The following is a 14,232-nucleotide window of genomic DNA, read 5'->3' on the forward strand; positions in this document are numbered from 1 at the left end:
GCCCGTGGCCGCCGTCACCGGGACGCGCCGCCGCGGCGCGCCACCCACCCGTGAGGCCGGGAAGGCCCGCTCCTCGCGCCCGCCGGGCGCGTCGCGCGAGGAGCGCGCCGGCTGGCTGCTCACGCTGCCCTTCCTGCTCCTCTTCGGCGTCTTCACCGCCTGGCCGGTGATCCAGTCCGTCTTCTTCTCGGTCACCGACATCACCAACCGCGACCTGCGGACCCCGTTCCAGGTGAACTTCGTCGCCTTCGAGCAGTACGCCAAGGCGTTCGGCGACCCGGTCTTCCGGAAGGCCGCCCTCAACACGGCCTACTTCGTGCTCGTCGGGGTGCCGCTGACGATGACCATCGCGCTGGCCGCGGCGATCGCGCTGAACACCGGGATCACCCGCTTCCGGGCGGTCTACCGGCTGGGGTTCTACACCCCCGTCATCACCTCGATCGTGGCGGTCGCCGTCGTGTGGCGCTTCCTGCTCAACCCGGACAGCGGCCTGGTCAACACCGTCCTGGCCTGGGTCGGCATCGACGGGCCCAACTGGCTCGGGTCCACCACCTGGGCCATGCCCTCGCTCATCGCCATGGCGACGTGGCGCAACTTCGGCACCGCGATGATCATCTTCCTGGCCGGGCTGCAGGCCGTGCCCCAGCAGCTGCACGAGGCGGCGGCGATCGACGGGGCCAACGCGTGGCAGCGCTTCCGCAACGTCACCGTCCCGGTGCTGCGGCCGACCATCCTCTTCGTCTCGGTCACCACCGCGATCGGCTACCTGCAGTTCTTCGAGGAGCCCTTCGTCATGACCCAGGGCGGTCCGCTCAACAGCACGATCTCCGCGTCGATGTACACCTACCAGCAGTTCAGCTTCGGCAACTACGGGTATGCCGCGGCGCTGAGCTACCTCATCTTCCTCGTCATCGCGATCGTCACCGCGCTGCAGTTCCGCTTCCTCTCCGAGAAGGAGGACTGAGCGATGATCGGCACCCGTTCGCGCTGGTGGCTCTACGTGCTGCTCACGGTGGCCCTCGTGCTGGTCATCACCCCGTTCGCCTGGATGGTCCTCGGGTCGTTCAAGACCAACGCCGAGCTGCGGCAGATCCCCCCGACCTGGTGGCCGCAGAACCCGACGCTGGACAACTTCAGCCAGCTCTTCAGCCGGCTGTCCTTCGGGACCTACTTCAGCAACTCCACGATCGTCGCGGTCGTGGTCACGGCGGGCAACCTGCTCTTCTGCTCGATGGTGGGCTACGCCCTGGCGATGCTGCGCTTCCGCGGCCGGAAGATCATCTTCGCCCTCATCCTGGGCACCCTGATGATCCCCGGTGTCGTCACCTTCGTGCCGTTGTTCGTCCTCGTGGCCAACCTCGGCCTCGTCGACACCCTCCCGGGGCTGTTCCTGCCCTTCCTCGTGGCGCCGTTCGGGGTCTTCCTCATGCGCCAGTTCGTCCTCGGGCTGCCCCGGGACCTCGTGGAGGCCGCGCGGATCGACGGGGCCGGTGAGTTCCGGATCTTCTTCCAGGTCATCCTGCCGCTGCTGACCCCGGCCCTCGCGACGCTCGGGATCCTCACCTTCCTGGGCAGCTGGAACAACTTCCTGTGGCCCCTCGTGGTGGCCCAGAGCAACGACACCTACACCCTCCCGGTGGCGCTCGCGCTCTACTCCACCGGGCAGAACGAGCAGCAGTACGGCCTGCTCATGGCCGGCGCGACGATCGTCGTCCTGCCCGTGCTCGTCGTCTTCCTCATCTTCCAGCGGCGGTTCATCCAAGGGATCGCCACGACCGGGATCAAGTGAGTCCCGCGCACCCCTCCACCCCCCACGAAGGAGCACCGATGCACCCGCTCGACGCACGTCATACCTCTCTCTCCCGGCGGGCCGTCCTGGCCGGCGGCCTCGCCGGCGGGGTCGCCCTGGGTGCGCCCTCGGCCGCCGTCGCCGCCCCCGGCGGGCCCCGGCGCCCCGGACCCGCGCCGGAGGGCACCGACGCCGCCACCCTGATGCGGTGGACGAAGGACACCTGGGCCTCGATGGTGGCGATGACCCCGGAGCAGACGGGTCTGGTGTCCGACAACATCACCGGCGACCTGTCCACCCCGGGCGTCTACACCTCGCCGACCAACATCGGCGGCTACCTCTGGTCGGCAGTCGTCGCGCGCGACCTCGGCCTCATCACCCCCGGTGAGGCGACGCGCAGGATCCGGCGCACCCTGCGCACCCTGCAGGGGATGGAGCACCACGAGGCCAGCGGGATGTACTTCAACTGGTACGACCCGCGGGACGGCTCGGTCATCTACTCCTGGCCCGAGAGCGGCGACCCGGTCGTGCCGTTCGTCTCCAGCATCGACGCCTCCTGGCTGGGGGCCGCGCTGCTCGTCGTCCGCAACGCCGACCGGGCGAACGCCCGGCTCGCCGGTCAGCTCTTCGACCGGATGCGCTTCGACGTCTTCGCCGACCCGACCTTCAGCAAGCCCTACCTCAACTACGGCGGCTTCTACCTCGAGGAGCCGACCCGGCTCGACGCCCCGCCGCGGACCGAGGCCCGCGACCTCATCGACGCCGGCACGCCGGTCTGGTACACCGCCGACCACCACTACGACACCATCGTGTCCGAGACCCGGATCACCACCTACCTGGGCATCATGAAGGGGCAGGTCCCGCCGGAGGCCTACTTCCAGGCGTGGCGGACCTTCCCGCCGGAGTGGACCTGGCCGGAGATGCCGCCGGTCGGCCGGTGGGAGACCTACCTCGGGGTCGACGTCTTCGAGGGCGCCCACGACTACCTCGGGCACCGCACGGTCCCCGGCTGGGGCGGCTCGATGTTCGAGGAGCTCATGCCCAACATCTTCGTGCCCGAGGAGACCTGGGCGCCGGACTCCTGGGGCCGCAACCACCCCAACCACGTCGCGGTGCAGGCCGCGCACGGGCTGGCGGAGTACGGCTACTGGGGCTTCTCGCCCGCCAGCCACCCGGCGGGCGGCTACGCGGAGTGGGGCGTCGACGCCCTGGGCCTCAACCCGGAGGGCTACTTCTCCGACGTCGAGCGCACCGACCGCGTGCACGGGCAGCCCGAGCCGGACTACGGCCAGGGCGTCGTCACCCCGCACGCGGCCTTCCTGGCGATGATGCACGCCCCGGCCGAGTCCTACGACAACCTCGCGGCGATCGAGGCCGACTTCGCCTCCTACGGGCCGGGCGGCTTCTACGACGCGGTCAACACCAGCTCGGGCCAGGTCGCCACCCGCTACCTCTCGCTGGACCAGGCGATGATCCTCGGGGCGCTCGGCAACGTCCTCGGCGACGGCCTGCTGCAGCGCTACTTCAGCACCGGCGCCGCCGAGCGCACGCTGCGCCCGGTGCTCGCGATGGAGGAGTTCGGTGCGAGCGCATGAGTGACCAGGGCTTCCGCACCGGACCGGAGGGCGTGCGCTACCGCGACCTCAACCACAACGGCGTCATGGACCCCTTCGAGGACCCGCGCCTCTCGGACGCCGAGCGGGTCGACGACCTGCTCGGGAGGCTGAGCCTGGACGAGAAGATCGGGCTGCTCTTCCACACGGTCATCGAGACCGGGCCGGGTGGCGCCGTCCTCGACGGGCCGGGGGCGATCAGCAAGACCGGCACCCGGCACGTCGTCGTCGACAAGGGCGTCAACCACTTCAACGTGCACCAGCTCGGCCCGGCCCACGAGGCGGCCCGCTGGCACAACGCGGTGCAGCGCCTGGCGCAGGAGACGCCGCACGGCATACCGGTCACCATCTCGACCGACCCCCGGCACGGCTTCAGCGAGAACGCCGGCGCCAGCTTCTCGGCCGGCGCGTTCTCCCAGTGGCCGGAGCCCCTGGGCGTCGCCGCGCTGCGGGACGTCGAGGTGTGCCGGGAGTATGCCGAGGCCGTCCGCTCCGAGTACGTCGCGGTCGGCATCCGGGCCGCTCTCCACCCGACGCTGGACCTCGCCACCGAGCCCCGGTGGGCACGGCAGCTGCACACCTTCGGGCAGGACCCGCAGGTGGTGACCGAGCTGGGCCTCGCGTTCCTCGAGGGGCTGCAGCGCGGCGAGCTCGGACCGGGCAGCGTCGCCTGCACGGCCAAGCACTTCCCCGGCGGCGGGCCGCAGGCCGACGGGGAGGACGCGCACTTCCCCTACGGCCGGGAGCAGGTCTACGGCGGCGGGCACTTCGCCGACCACCTGGCGCCCTTCCTGCCGGCGATCGAGGCCGGCGTGGCGGCGATGATGCCCTACTACGGCATGCCCGTCGACCTGCAGCTGGACGGCGAGGCCGTGCCGGAGGTGGGCTTCGGCTTCAACCGACGGATCGTCACCGGGCTGCTGCGGGACGAGCTCGGCTACGACGGCGTCGTGCTGACCGACTGGGAGCTGGTCAACGACAACCACGTCGGCGACCAGGTGCTGCCCGCCCGCGCGTGGGGCGTCGAGCACCTCGACGCGGCGGGCCGGATGGAGCTGCTCCTGGAGGCCGGCTGCGACCAGTTCGGCGGTGAGGAGTGCGTCGAGGTGCTCGCCGGTCTCGTGGCCGACGGCCGGGTCGGCGAGGAGCGGATCGACGTCTCGGCCCGGCGGCTGCTGCTCGTCAAGATGCAGCTCGGCCTGTTCGACGACCCCTATGTCGACGAGGGCCTGGCCGACGAACGGGTCGGCACCCCCGCGGTGGTCGAGGCGGGCCTGGCGGCCCAGGCTGCGTCGGTCACCGTGCTCGCCGACGAGGACGGGCTGCTGCCGTTGACCGGCACCGACCGTGCCGTCTACGTCGAGGGCATCTCGGCGCAGGACGCCGCCGCGCTGGGGCGCGTCGTCGAGCGTCCCGAGGAGGCCGACCTGGCCGTGATCCGGCTGGCCGCCCCGCACGAGCCCCGCTCCGACCTCTTCCTCGAGGCGTGGTTCCACCAGGGCTCGCTGGAGTTCCCGCCGGGGCTGCCGGTGCGGCTGCGCCGCATCCGCGAGCACTGCCCGGTCGTCGTCGACGTGACCCTGGACCGGCCCGCGGTCCTCGGGCCGGTGATGGACGCGGTGGACGCGGTGGTGGGCAGCTACGGGAGCGGCGGACCCGCGCTGGTCCGCGCCCTGCAGGGCGAGGCCCGGGGCCGGCTGCCCTTCGACCTGCCGCGCTCCATGGAGCAGGTGCGCGCCCACCACCCCGACCAGCCGGGGCTGGGCGACCCGCTGCTGCCCTGCGGGCACGGCATACGCCTCGGTGCGCGGGTGTGAGCTCTCTCCACCCCTGAGGACGCCGGCGCGCCGCCTGCCGCGCGCCGTCCCACGGGCCACCCAGACGGAGGGGCGTGGTGGCTGCGGGTCGCGACGACGACCCGCAGCCACCACGGGTGGCGGGCCGTGCGCCGGCGGTGGCCCCGATGCCCGAGGAGCTCGCCCGTCATCGGCAGCACGCCGGCGGGCATGCCGTCATCGGCATCCCAGGTGGGCATGCCGTCGTCGGCTGCACCTCGGTGGGCGTGCCGTCGTCGGCAGCGCCCCCGGGTGGGCATGCCGTCGTCGGGCAGCACCCTTGGTGGGCATCCCGTCGGTCACAGCAGCCACACCGACACCTGCGTGCGGGGATGTCGACACACGCGCGGGATATATCCCGGGGGTGCGTGCACGTCCCCGCACGGTGGGGCCACGGGGGCGCGGGAGACGCGTGTGGCGACCGCGCCCGGCACCCGACCGCTCCGGTCGGCCGAGCCCTCCTCAGGCGGCGCGACGCTGGAGGTAGCCCTCGGCGGCGCGTCGCCCGGACACCATGGCGCCCTGGATCGATCCGGTGTCCAGGTGGTCACCCGCCATGATGAGCCCCGGCTCGACCTCGAGCGCCTCCCGCACGTGCAGGGGGGCCGGCTGGGCGGGCAGCGCGTAGCGGATGTCGTCACGGCGCAGCAGCTGCCAACCGTCGGTCGGCACGCCGTAGATGCCGGCGAGCTGGGCCGCGACCTCCGCATCGGTGACCGGCTCCTGCCCGGGGCGCAGCAGGCTGCTGGCCTCGACCAGGTGCCGCCCGGGCGGGGCGTAGGACGGGGCGGCGTTGCTGAGCACCGCCGTGTTGATGACCGGGCCGGGCGCGGTCCGCTGGTCGATGACCAGCAGCGCCAGGTCGGTCGGTGCCTCGTCGACGGCGTACCAGTGCGTGGTGATCCCCTTGCCCGGGGACGTGGTCCGGTCGGTGAGGGCCGCCGCGGCCTCCGCCCCGGTGGCCACCACCACGAGGTCGGCGGTGATCTGCTCGCCCCCGGCCGTCTCCACCCGTCCGGGACCGACCGAGACCACCTCGGTGCCCAGCTCCACCGGGGTGTACAGCCCGGCCGCCAGCTGCTCGGGCAGTGCCTGCATGCCGCGCTCGGGCAGCCCCGGCTTCCCCCGGGCGAACATGCGCGTGAGCATGTGGACGAAGGCGGTCGAGGTGCTGCCGTCGTCCTCCAGGACGACGCCGGAGAGGAAGGTGTCGACCACCCGGCGCAGCGGCCCCTGCAGGCCCGCCCGGTCCATCGACTCCCGGCGGGTGACGTCCTCCCGGTCGTTGCGCAGGGCCCAGTCCACGCCGAGAGCGGGCGCGGCCCAGCGGGCGAGGGCACCCAGGGCGGCGGGGTGCAGCTTGCCCGAGCGCATGGTCTGCCCGATGAGCTGGGGCTCGCGGCGCGGGTCGGCCATGACCAGCAGCGACTCGGACCGCTCGCTGCGGATGGCCAGCCCGGCCCGGAACGGCTGCAGGTCCAGGGCGTCGAGGTCGACGTGGGGCCGCAGCGCCGGGTAGGCCGGGTTGAGCAGCTGGAACCCCCGGTCGAGCAGGAAGCCGTCGACCTCGTCGGTGCGGATGCGCCCCCCGACGGCGTCACCCGCCTCGAGCACGCGCACGCCCACCCCCTCGGCCTGCAGCGTGCGGGCACACGTCAGCCCGGCGAGTCCGGCTCCGACGACGACGACTTCGACAGATGAGGACATGCCCTCACGATAGGACCGCGCAGGTCGCACGTCATGTCGTGGTGGGGGCCGGCCCGATGTCGTGGTGGGACCCCGCCCCGGCCGCCCCCGGCCGCCCCCGCTCCGCCCACGTCGACACCCACCCCCACGGGGGAGGTGCCGGTCCAGACGGCGCGGAGCGATGTCTCGTCCTATTGTCCAGACTGACGTTCGATGGTCGAGCATGCCGGCGCAGGCGCATGCCCACGTCACGTCGCCCACACGAAGAACTGGAGGTTCCGCTATGCACGTCGTGGTCGTCGCCCACGCCCGGCACCCGTTGGCCGAGCCCTTCGCCGGAGGCCTGGAGTCGCTCACGGCACACCTCGTCTCGGGCCTCGTCGGGCGGGGGCACCGGGTCAGCGTGTTCGCGGCACCCGGCAGCCAGGAGCTCCCCGGGGTGGACTACCTGTGGCCCCAGACCCTGCAGCTCAGCGCCGCGGCCCAGGCGGACGTCTCCATGCCCGAGCCGGGCTGGATGCAGCAGCACCACGCCTACCTCAGCCTCATGATGGACCTCGCCCAGCGCACGGACGTCGACGTCGTGCACACCCATGCCCTGCACCACCTCCCGGTGGCCATGGCGCCGCTCCTGCCCGCCCCCACGGTGCTGTCCCTGCACACCCCGCCGACGCCGTGGCTGGAGTCGGCGCTGCGGGCCGCCCAGGGCATACCGGGCCGTCAGCCGGTCGTCACCGCCGTCAGTCGGCACACCGCCCGGGCGTGGTCGGACCTCGTCCGCCCCCAGCTCGTGCCGAACGGGATCGACACCCGGGAGTGGCGCCCGGGCCCCGGCGGCCCGGCCCTCGTCTGGTCCGGACGGATCACCCCGGAGAAGGCACCGCACCTGGCGGTCGGCATCGCCCGCCGCGCCGGCCTGCCGCTCGTGCTGGCCGGCCCGCTCTCCGACGAGACCTACGCGCGCGAGGTGCTGTGGCCGCTCCTGGGGGAGGGGATCACGTATGCCGGGCACCTGTGCACCGCCGACCTCGCCTCGCTCGTGGGGCGCAGCGCGGCCGCGCTGGTCACCCCCGTCTGGGACGAGCCCTTCGGTCTCGTGGCCGCCGAGGCGCTGGCCTGCGGCACTCCCGTGCTCGCGCTGGACCGGGGCGGGCTCGGCGAGGTCGTGGGCGAGCAGGTCGGCCGGCTGGTCCCGGTGCAGGACCGGACGGGGCGACCCCTCACGGAGCAGGAGCTGGTGCGCAGCGGGGCCGCGCTGCTGGGCGAGGTGCTGCAGCTGTCGCGCCCGCTCGCCCGCGCCCACGCCCTGGAGCACCACTCGGTGGACGTCATGGTCGACCGCTTCGAGCGGGTCTACGAGTCCGCGACGCGGCTGGGCCGCCGCTCCCTGCGCGAGCCGCGGGGGACGGGCAGGGTCGCCCAGCGCGTGGGGCGGCGCAAGCGCGCCACCATGGAGCGGACCGCGCACCCCCGGACCGTGGGGTCGCTGGCCCTCTCCGAGGCCGAGGCAGAGCCCGGCCGGTGATCGGCTACTACCTGCACCACCAGGGGTCGGGCCACCGGCGCCGCGCCACCGCCGTGGCCCGCCGCGCCCGGCACCACGTCACCGGGCTGGGCAGCGGTCCGGCCCCGAAGGGCTGGCCGGGCGACTGGGTCGAGCTGGCCCGGGACGACGACCCGGCCGTGGACCCCGAGGGGGCGGACGTCACCGCCCGTGGGGTGCTGCACTGGGTGCCCCTGCACCACCGGGGGCTGCTGCGGCGGCACGCCCAGCTGCTCGCGTGGCTCGAGCAGGACCGCCCCGAGCTGCTCGTCGTGGACGTGTCCGTCGAGGTCAGCCTGCTGGCGCGGCTGTGCGGCGTGCCCGTGGTGGTGGGGGGTATGCCGGGGCGACGCGCCGACGCGGTGCACGCGCTGGCCTACGACGTGGCGGAAGCCGTCCTCGCCCCCTGGCCCGCCGGTGCCCACCCGCTGGAGGACTGGCCCGCGCGGTGGCGGGTCAAGACCTGGGAGGTCGGCGGCATCAGCGCGATGCCCGACGCGGTGCCCTCCTCCGACGCCGCGCCCTCCGCCGACGCCGCGCCTTCCTCCGACGGCACCCTCGCGCCCGCAGCGGCGGGGGTGACGACGGGCAGCGGCGGGAGCGGTCGCCAGGTGCTGGTGCTGTGGGGCCACGGGGGCGAGCCGCTGCGCCCCGAGCAGCTCCAGGAGGCGCGGTCCGCGACCCCCGGGTGGACCTGGGTGGTCCGTGGCGGCGGGCACCCGTCGTCGCCGGACCTCTCGGCCGAGCTGTCCCGGGCCGACGTCGTGGTGTGCCACGGCGGTCAGGGCGCGGTCGCCGACGTCGCGCTCGCCCGACGACCGGCCGTCGTGCTCGCCCAGGAGCGGCCCTTCGACGAGCAGGTCGCGACGGCGGCCGCCGTGTCCCTCCTGGGATCGCCGCGACGGGCCACGGGTGGCCCGAGGGCGCCCGCTGGCCCGGTCTGCTCTCCCGCGCCCTCGAGCTCGGTGGGCCCGGATGGGCCCGCTGGGGGACGGACGGTGCCGCCGCCACCGCCGCCGGCCACCTCGACGCGCTCGCCGACTCGCTGGCGCGCCGCGCCCGCGGCGACGGGTCCGGACCCGGCACCACCCCGGGTGCCGTGGTCGGCGAGGGCGTGGGGCGGGGAGCATGAGCGTCGCGGTCCTCACCCTCGCGCACGGTCGGCACGACCACCTGCGCGGTCAGGTCGCCGGGCTCGCGACGGGGTCGCGCCGGCCGGACCTGCACGTCGTCGCGGCCATCGGCGACCCGGACGTCGCCCGGGTGGCGCGCGAGGCCTGGGCCGAGCACGACGGGCCGGACGAGCCCGACCGGCCCGACGTCCGCGGTGACGGCCCGCGCCCCGACGGGTCCACCACCACGCGGCTGCTCGTCGTCGAGGTCGAGGCCGACCCGCGGGGGCTGCCGCTCGCGCTGGCCCGCAACACCGCGGCCGCCACGGCGGTGCGGCACGGGGCCCGCACCCTCGTCTTCCTGGACGTCGACTGCATACCCGGACCCCGCACGGTCGAGACCTATGCGACGGCGCTGGCGGGTCCGAGGCCCGGCGCGGCGCCGTTGGTCCTGGGCGGGGACGTGGCCTACCTGCCACCCCGGCCGCAGGGGTGGGACGACCCGGCCGAGCTCGCCCGGCTGGGCGAGCACCGGCCCGACCGGGTCCGGCTGCCGGCGGGGGAGCAGCGCCGGGAGCCCGACCTCACCCGCTTCTGGTCGTTGAGCTTCGCGACCACGGCGGACGACCTGGAGGCCGTGGGAGGGTTCTGCACCGACTACGTCGGGTACGGCGGGGAGGACACCGACTTCGGTCAGCTCATCGGCGAGCGGGGCGGGACGCTCGCGTGGATCGGCGGGGCGACCGCCTACCACCAGCACCACGCGTCCTCCTCCCCGCCGGTGACCCACCTGGAGTCGGTCGTGCGCAACGCGGGCGTCTTCGCCGACCGCTGGGGGTGGTGGCCGATGGAGGGGTGGCTCGAGGCCTTCCGGCGGCTCGGCCTGGCGGAGCAGGACCGGTCCGGGCGCTGGGTGGTGAGCGGGTGAGCGCCGTGCGGGTGCGGCACGTCCCCGCCGCCCACCCCTACGTCGAGCACGTCCAGGCGCCGCCGGCCAGCGCGGCGCCGCCCGCCGTGACCGTGCTGCCCGACCCACCGGTGCCCGGCGCGCCCCCGGGGCAGTGGTGGCCGCACCCGGCGCTGGACGAGGGGTGGGTGCGCGCGCACGCGCGCGAGCAGGACGTCCTGCACGTGCACTTCGGGGTGGAGGGGCGCAGCCTGCCCGAGCTGCGCTCCTGGCTGGACGCGCTCGGCGACCTGGGGCTGCCGCTCGTCCACACGGTCCACGACGTCGACCACCCCCACCTCCACGACCAGACGCACCACCGGGACCAGCTGGCGCTGCTCGTCGAGCGCTCCGACGGCCTGCTCACCCTCAGCGAGGGGGCGGCGCGCCGCGTCGAGCAGGAGCACGGGCGCCGGCCGCTCGTCCTGCCGCACCCGCACGTGGTCCCGCTGGACCTGCTCGACGGCCCCCGCCCGGTGCACGAGGAGCTGCGCGTCGGGCTGCACCTCAAGAGCCTGCGCACCAATCTGGCGCCCCTGCGCGTCCTGCCGGCGCTGCTCGAGGCGCTGCCGCACCTGCCGGGACGGACCGGGCGCCCCGCCGTGCTGGAGATCCGGGCCCACCCGGAGGTCCTGGACCCGGGCTTCCCCCGTCACGACGCGGAGCTCGCCGGGCTGCTGCGCCGGCTGCTCGACGACCCGCCGCCCGGGGTCGAGGTCCTCGTGGGCCCGCGCCTGGACGACGAGGAACTCTGGACGGCCCTGCAGGCGCTGGACGTCTCGGTGCTCCCCTACGCCTGGGCCACGCACTCCGGCTGGGTCGAGGCGTGCCGCGACCTGGGCACCTGGGTGCTCGCCCCGCAGGTCGGGCACCTCGAGGAGCAGGGCGCGGACATGCTCAGGACCTGGGGGCCGCCGGACCGGGCACCGTCCGCGTCGCGCCTGGTGGACCTCCTCGCGCGGTGCGCGTCCGGACCACCCGCCCGCCCCGGCCGTGCGTCCCGGTCCGCGCAGCGGTCCGAGCTGGCGCGGCGGCACGCCCAGGTGTATGCCGGTGTCCTCGAGGGACGACGGATCGACGGAGGGAACCCACCGTGAGCGACGACGGACGGCGGCGCCACTACGGCGGCTTCTACGGGCTGGAGGAGCTGCCCGCGACAGGGCGACCGAGGCTCGCGGTCTTCGGCAACTGCCAGGCCGAGGCGTTGCGCGTCGCCCTGGACACCTCCGGCGCCCTGGACACCGTGCGGATGCCACCGGTGCACGAGCTGGAGGAGGCGGACCTGCCCCACCTGGACCGCCTGCTGACGTGGGTCGACGTGCTCGTCGCCCAGTCGGTGGCCGACGACTACCGGGGTATGCCGCTCGGCACCGCCCAGGTCGCGGCGCGGTTGCGGCCGCCGGCCCGCGTGGTGGCCGCGCCCAACTACTTCTTCACCGGGCTCTACCCCGAGCAGGTGCTGGTGCGGCACCCGGACGTCGAGGACCCGCCCGTGGTGCCCTACCACGACGTGCGGCGGCTGGCCCGCGCCGCCGGGTGGGACGGCCCCTGGGAGGCGCCGCCCGCACTCGTGCGCGAGCTCGCCGCCGACTCGCTGGCCGAGCTCGAGCGGCGCGAGCACGCGCAGGGGAGCCTGCGCATCAGCGACGTCGTCCGCGCCGCCGGGGCCGAGGCGGGCCGGACCGTCGACCACCCCGGCAACGCGGTGCTGCTGGCGCTGGCCGGGCGGGTGCTCGAGGAGGTGCGACCCGGTGCGGGGGCGGGCGTCCAGGACCCGGGGCGGGTCCTGCTCGCCTCCGTGGCCACCCCCCTGTCGCAGGGGGTCCTCGAGGCGCTCGACCTGCGGGGCGAGCCCCGTGCAGGCTGGGTCGTCGACGGCGAGGCGGTCTCCGACGACGAGGTGGGGGCCGCGCACCGGGAGTTCTACGCCCGCCACCCGCGGGTCGTCGAGGTCGGCATGGCGAAGAAGGAGGACCTGCTGCGGAGGTGGGGATGGCGCGGGTGACGCCGCCGCTGGTCCACCTGGTGCCCGGGCCCGAGGGGCACGGCGTCGTGCGGCACGGGCTCGGCGTCCACCCCCACCTGGGGGAGGCCGAGCTGCTGCGGTGCGCCCGGCTCGACGAGCTCGCCGACGGTGCCCTCACCGGCCGGGTGGTGGTCGCGCAGGTGACCGACCGGCTGCTGGCCTCCTCGCCGGACCAGGGGCTGGAGCAGTGGCGCCGGGTGCTGCGGGGGGCGGCCCGGCTGACGCTGGTGCTGCACGACCTGCCGCAGCGCTCGGACGGGCGCCACCGTCGGGCGCGCAGCGAGCTCTACGCCGGCCTGGCGGCCTCCGCGGACACGGTCGTCGTGGCGAGCACGCACGAGCGGCTGCTGCTGGCGGCGGCGCTGCGCCGGGCCCGGCCGGACGCGGCCACCGCGGTCCTGGACCGCACCCTCGTCGTGCCGCTGCCGGTCGAGCCCGACGCCGGCGCCGCCCCCCGTCCGCCGGGCACCCCGACGGGGCCCCTCACCGTCGTCACGCTCGGGTTCGTCTACCCGGGCAAGGGGCTCGAGGAGGTGGTCGACGCCGCGGCGCTCGCGGCCCGGGACCCCCGGCTCGGGGGAAGAGCGGTCGAGGTGGTCAACCTCGGGGGTGCGTCGCAGGGCCACGAGGACCTGCTGGAGCAGCTGGCCGCGCGGGCCGGGGACGCGGGGGTGCGCTGGCACACCACCGGCTACGTGCCCGACGACCGGCTGCCGGGTCTGCTCGCCGCGGCGACGGTGCCGGTCGCGGCGCACCGGCACGTGTCCGCGTCCGGCTCGGTGGCGACCTGGCTCGCCGCGGGACGACGGCCGGTGCTGCTCGACTCCAGGTATGCCCGTGAGCTCGCCGCCCGGCTGCCCGGGACCGTGCAGCCGGTCACCGAGGACCGGCTCGCCGAGGTGCTCGCCGACGCCCTGGTCGAGGCGTCCTCGCCGGACGGGGCGGACCCGACCTGGCTGTCCCGTGACGTCCGCCTCGGGCCCGGCTGGGCGGAGGCCGGACGTCGCGTGGCGGGGCCGGCCCGCGAGCCGGCGGTCTCCGTCGTCGTGCCGTACTACCGCGACCAGGAGATGCTCGACCTGATCGTCGAGCGCCTGGGCGCCCAGACCGGGGTCCGGGGTGGCCTGGAGCTGGTGGTGGCCGACGACGGCTCGCCCCGACCGCCCACGCTGCCGGTGGCCCCCCACGGGGCGGTCGGACGGATCCGCGTGCTGCGGCAGCCCGACGAGGGCTTCCGGCTCGCGGCGGCCCGCAACCTCGGCCTGGGGGCGACCACGGGGCGGGTGGTGGTCCTGCTCGACGGGGACACCGTGCCGGAGGAGGGGTACGTCGCCGCCCTGCAGCGGGCGTGCCTGGACCGGCCGACGCTCGCGGTCGGACGGCGCCGGCACGCCGACCTGCGCGGGCACGGTCCCTGGCCCCCGTCCGCCGAGCTGCCGGCGCCGCAGTGGCTGGCCGAGGGGTATGCGCAGACCCAGGACCTGCGGGCCGCCGACGACACCTCGTTCCGCTTCGTCATCGGTGCGGTGCTCGGGGTGTCCCGTGCCGTGCTCGACACCGTCGGCGGGTTCGAGGGCCGTCTCACCGGCTACGGCGGGGAGGACTGGGAGTTCGCGTGGCGGTGCTGGCTGGCGGGGGCGGCCCTCCGGCACGTTCCGGACGCGGTCGCGTGGCACGACGGC

10 protein-coding genes and 1 pseudogene are annotated in these 14,232 nt (G+C 75.1%); 10 read left to right on the top strand and 1 reads right to left on the bottom strand.

The features are described from left to right. The first annotated feature begins 4 nt into the window (after positions 1-4). From FHD63_RS00580 to FHD63_RS00595, 4 genes are read left to right on the top strand one after another with little or no spacing between them, the layout of a single operon-like run. Entirely contained in the window at positions 5-964 is a 960-nt protein-coding gene (locus FHD63_RS00580; protein WP_139719236.1) for a carbohydrate ABC transporter permease, read from the top strand. Positions 965-967: 3 nt separating this feature from the next. After that, positions 968-1,789, top strand: a complete 822-nt coding sequence (locus tag FHD63_RS00585; RefSeq protein ID WP_139719238.1) for a carbohydrate ABC transporter permease — start codon at positions 968-970, stop codon at positions 1,787-1,789. A 38-nt stretch (positions 1,790-1,827) separates the two neighbouring features. Beyond that, a complete protein-coding gene (locus FHD63_RS00590; protein WP_139719239.1) occupies positions 1,828-3,384 on the top strand; it encodes a glucoamylase family protein in 1,557 nt (518 codons plus the stop codon). Further along, the gene (locus FHD63_RS00595; protein ID WP_139719241.1) at positions 3,381-5,219 is read left to right on the top strand and encodes a glycoside hydrolase family 3 protein; all 1,839 of its coding nucleotides are present in this window, start codon (positions 3,381-3,383) and stop codon (positions 5,217-5,219) included. The genes FHD63_RS00590 and FHD63_RS00595 overlap by 4 nt, the downstream gene beginning before the upstream one ends. A 480-nt stretch (positions 5,220-5,699) precedes the next feature. Here FHD63_RS00595 and FHD63_RS00600 read toward each other — a convergent pair whose 3' ends face one another. Further along, entirely contained in the window at positions 5,700-6,944 is a 1,245-nt protein-coding gene (locus tag FHD63_RS00600; RefSeq protein WP_139719243.1) for an FAD-dependent oxidoreductase, read from the bottom strand. A 262-nt stretch (positions 6,945-7,206) separates the two neighbouring features. Here FHD63_RS00600 and FHD63_RS00605 point away from each other — a divergent pair, with 262 nt between their 5' ends. From FHD63_RS00605 to FHD63_RS16815, 6 genes and pseudogenes are all read left to right on the top strand, one after another. Beyond that, positions 7,207-8,448, top strand: a complete 1,242-nt coding sequence (locus tag FHD63_RS00605) for a glycosyltransferase (protein WP_139719245.1) — start codon at positions 7,207-7,209, stop codon at positions 8,446-8,448. Then, a complete protein-coding gene (locus FHD63_RS16200; RefSeq protein ID WP_202978397.1) occupies positions 8,445-9,797 on the top strand; it encodes a hypothetical protein in 1,353 nt (450 codons plus the stop codon). The genes FHD63_RS00605 and FHD63_RS16200 overlap by 4 nt, the downstream gene beginning before the upstream one ends. Beyond that, positions 9,730-10,506 (top strand): glycosyltransferase family 2 protein, encoded by a 777-nt coding sequence (locus FHD63_RS00615; RefSeq protein WP_202978398.1) that lies wholly within the window; start codon positions 9,730-9,732, stop codon positions 10,504-10,506. The genes FHD63_RS16200 and FHD63_RS00615 overlap by 68 nt, the downstream gene beginning before the upstream one ends. Next, positions 10,503-11,621, top strand: a complete 1,119-nt coding sequence (locus tag FHD63_RS00620) for a glycosyltransferase family 4 protein (protein WP_139719249.1) — start codon at positions 10,503-10,505, stop codon at positions 11,619-11,621. Before FHD63_RS00615 ends, FHD63_RS00620 begins: the two co-directional genes overlap by 4 nt. Beyond that, positions 11,618-12,529, top strand: coding sequence for a WcbI family polysaccharide biosynthesis putative acetyltransferase (locus FHD63_RS00625; RefSeq protein ID WP_139719251.1), 912 nt, complete (start codon positions 11,618-11,620; stop codon positions 12,527-12,529). The genes FHD63_RS00620 and FHD63_RS00625 overlap by 4 nt, the downstream gene beginning before the upstream one ends. Next, positions 12,517-14,217 (top strand): annotated as a pseudogene (locus FHD63_RS16815) (glycosyltransferase); the annotation flags it as partial. The gene FHD63_RS00625 and the pseudogene FHD63_RS16815, both read left to right, overlap by 13 nt. Positions 14,218-14,232 lie beyond the last annotated feature (15 nt).

This window comes from Serinicoccus chungangensis (assembly GCF_006337125.1).
Taxonomy (GTDB): Bacteria; Actinomycetota; Actinomycetes; order Actinomycetales; family Dermatophilaceae; genus Ornithinicoccus; species Ornithinicoccus chungangensis.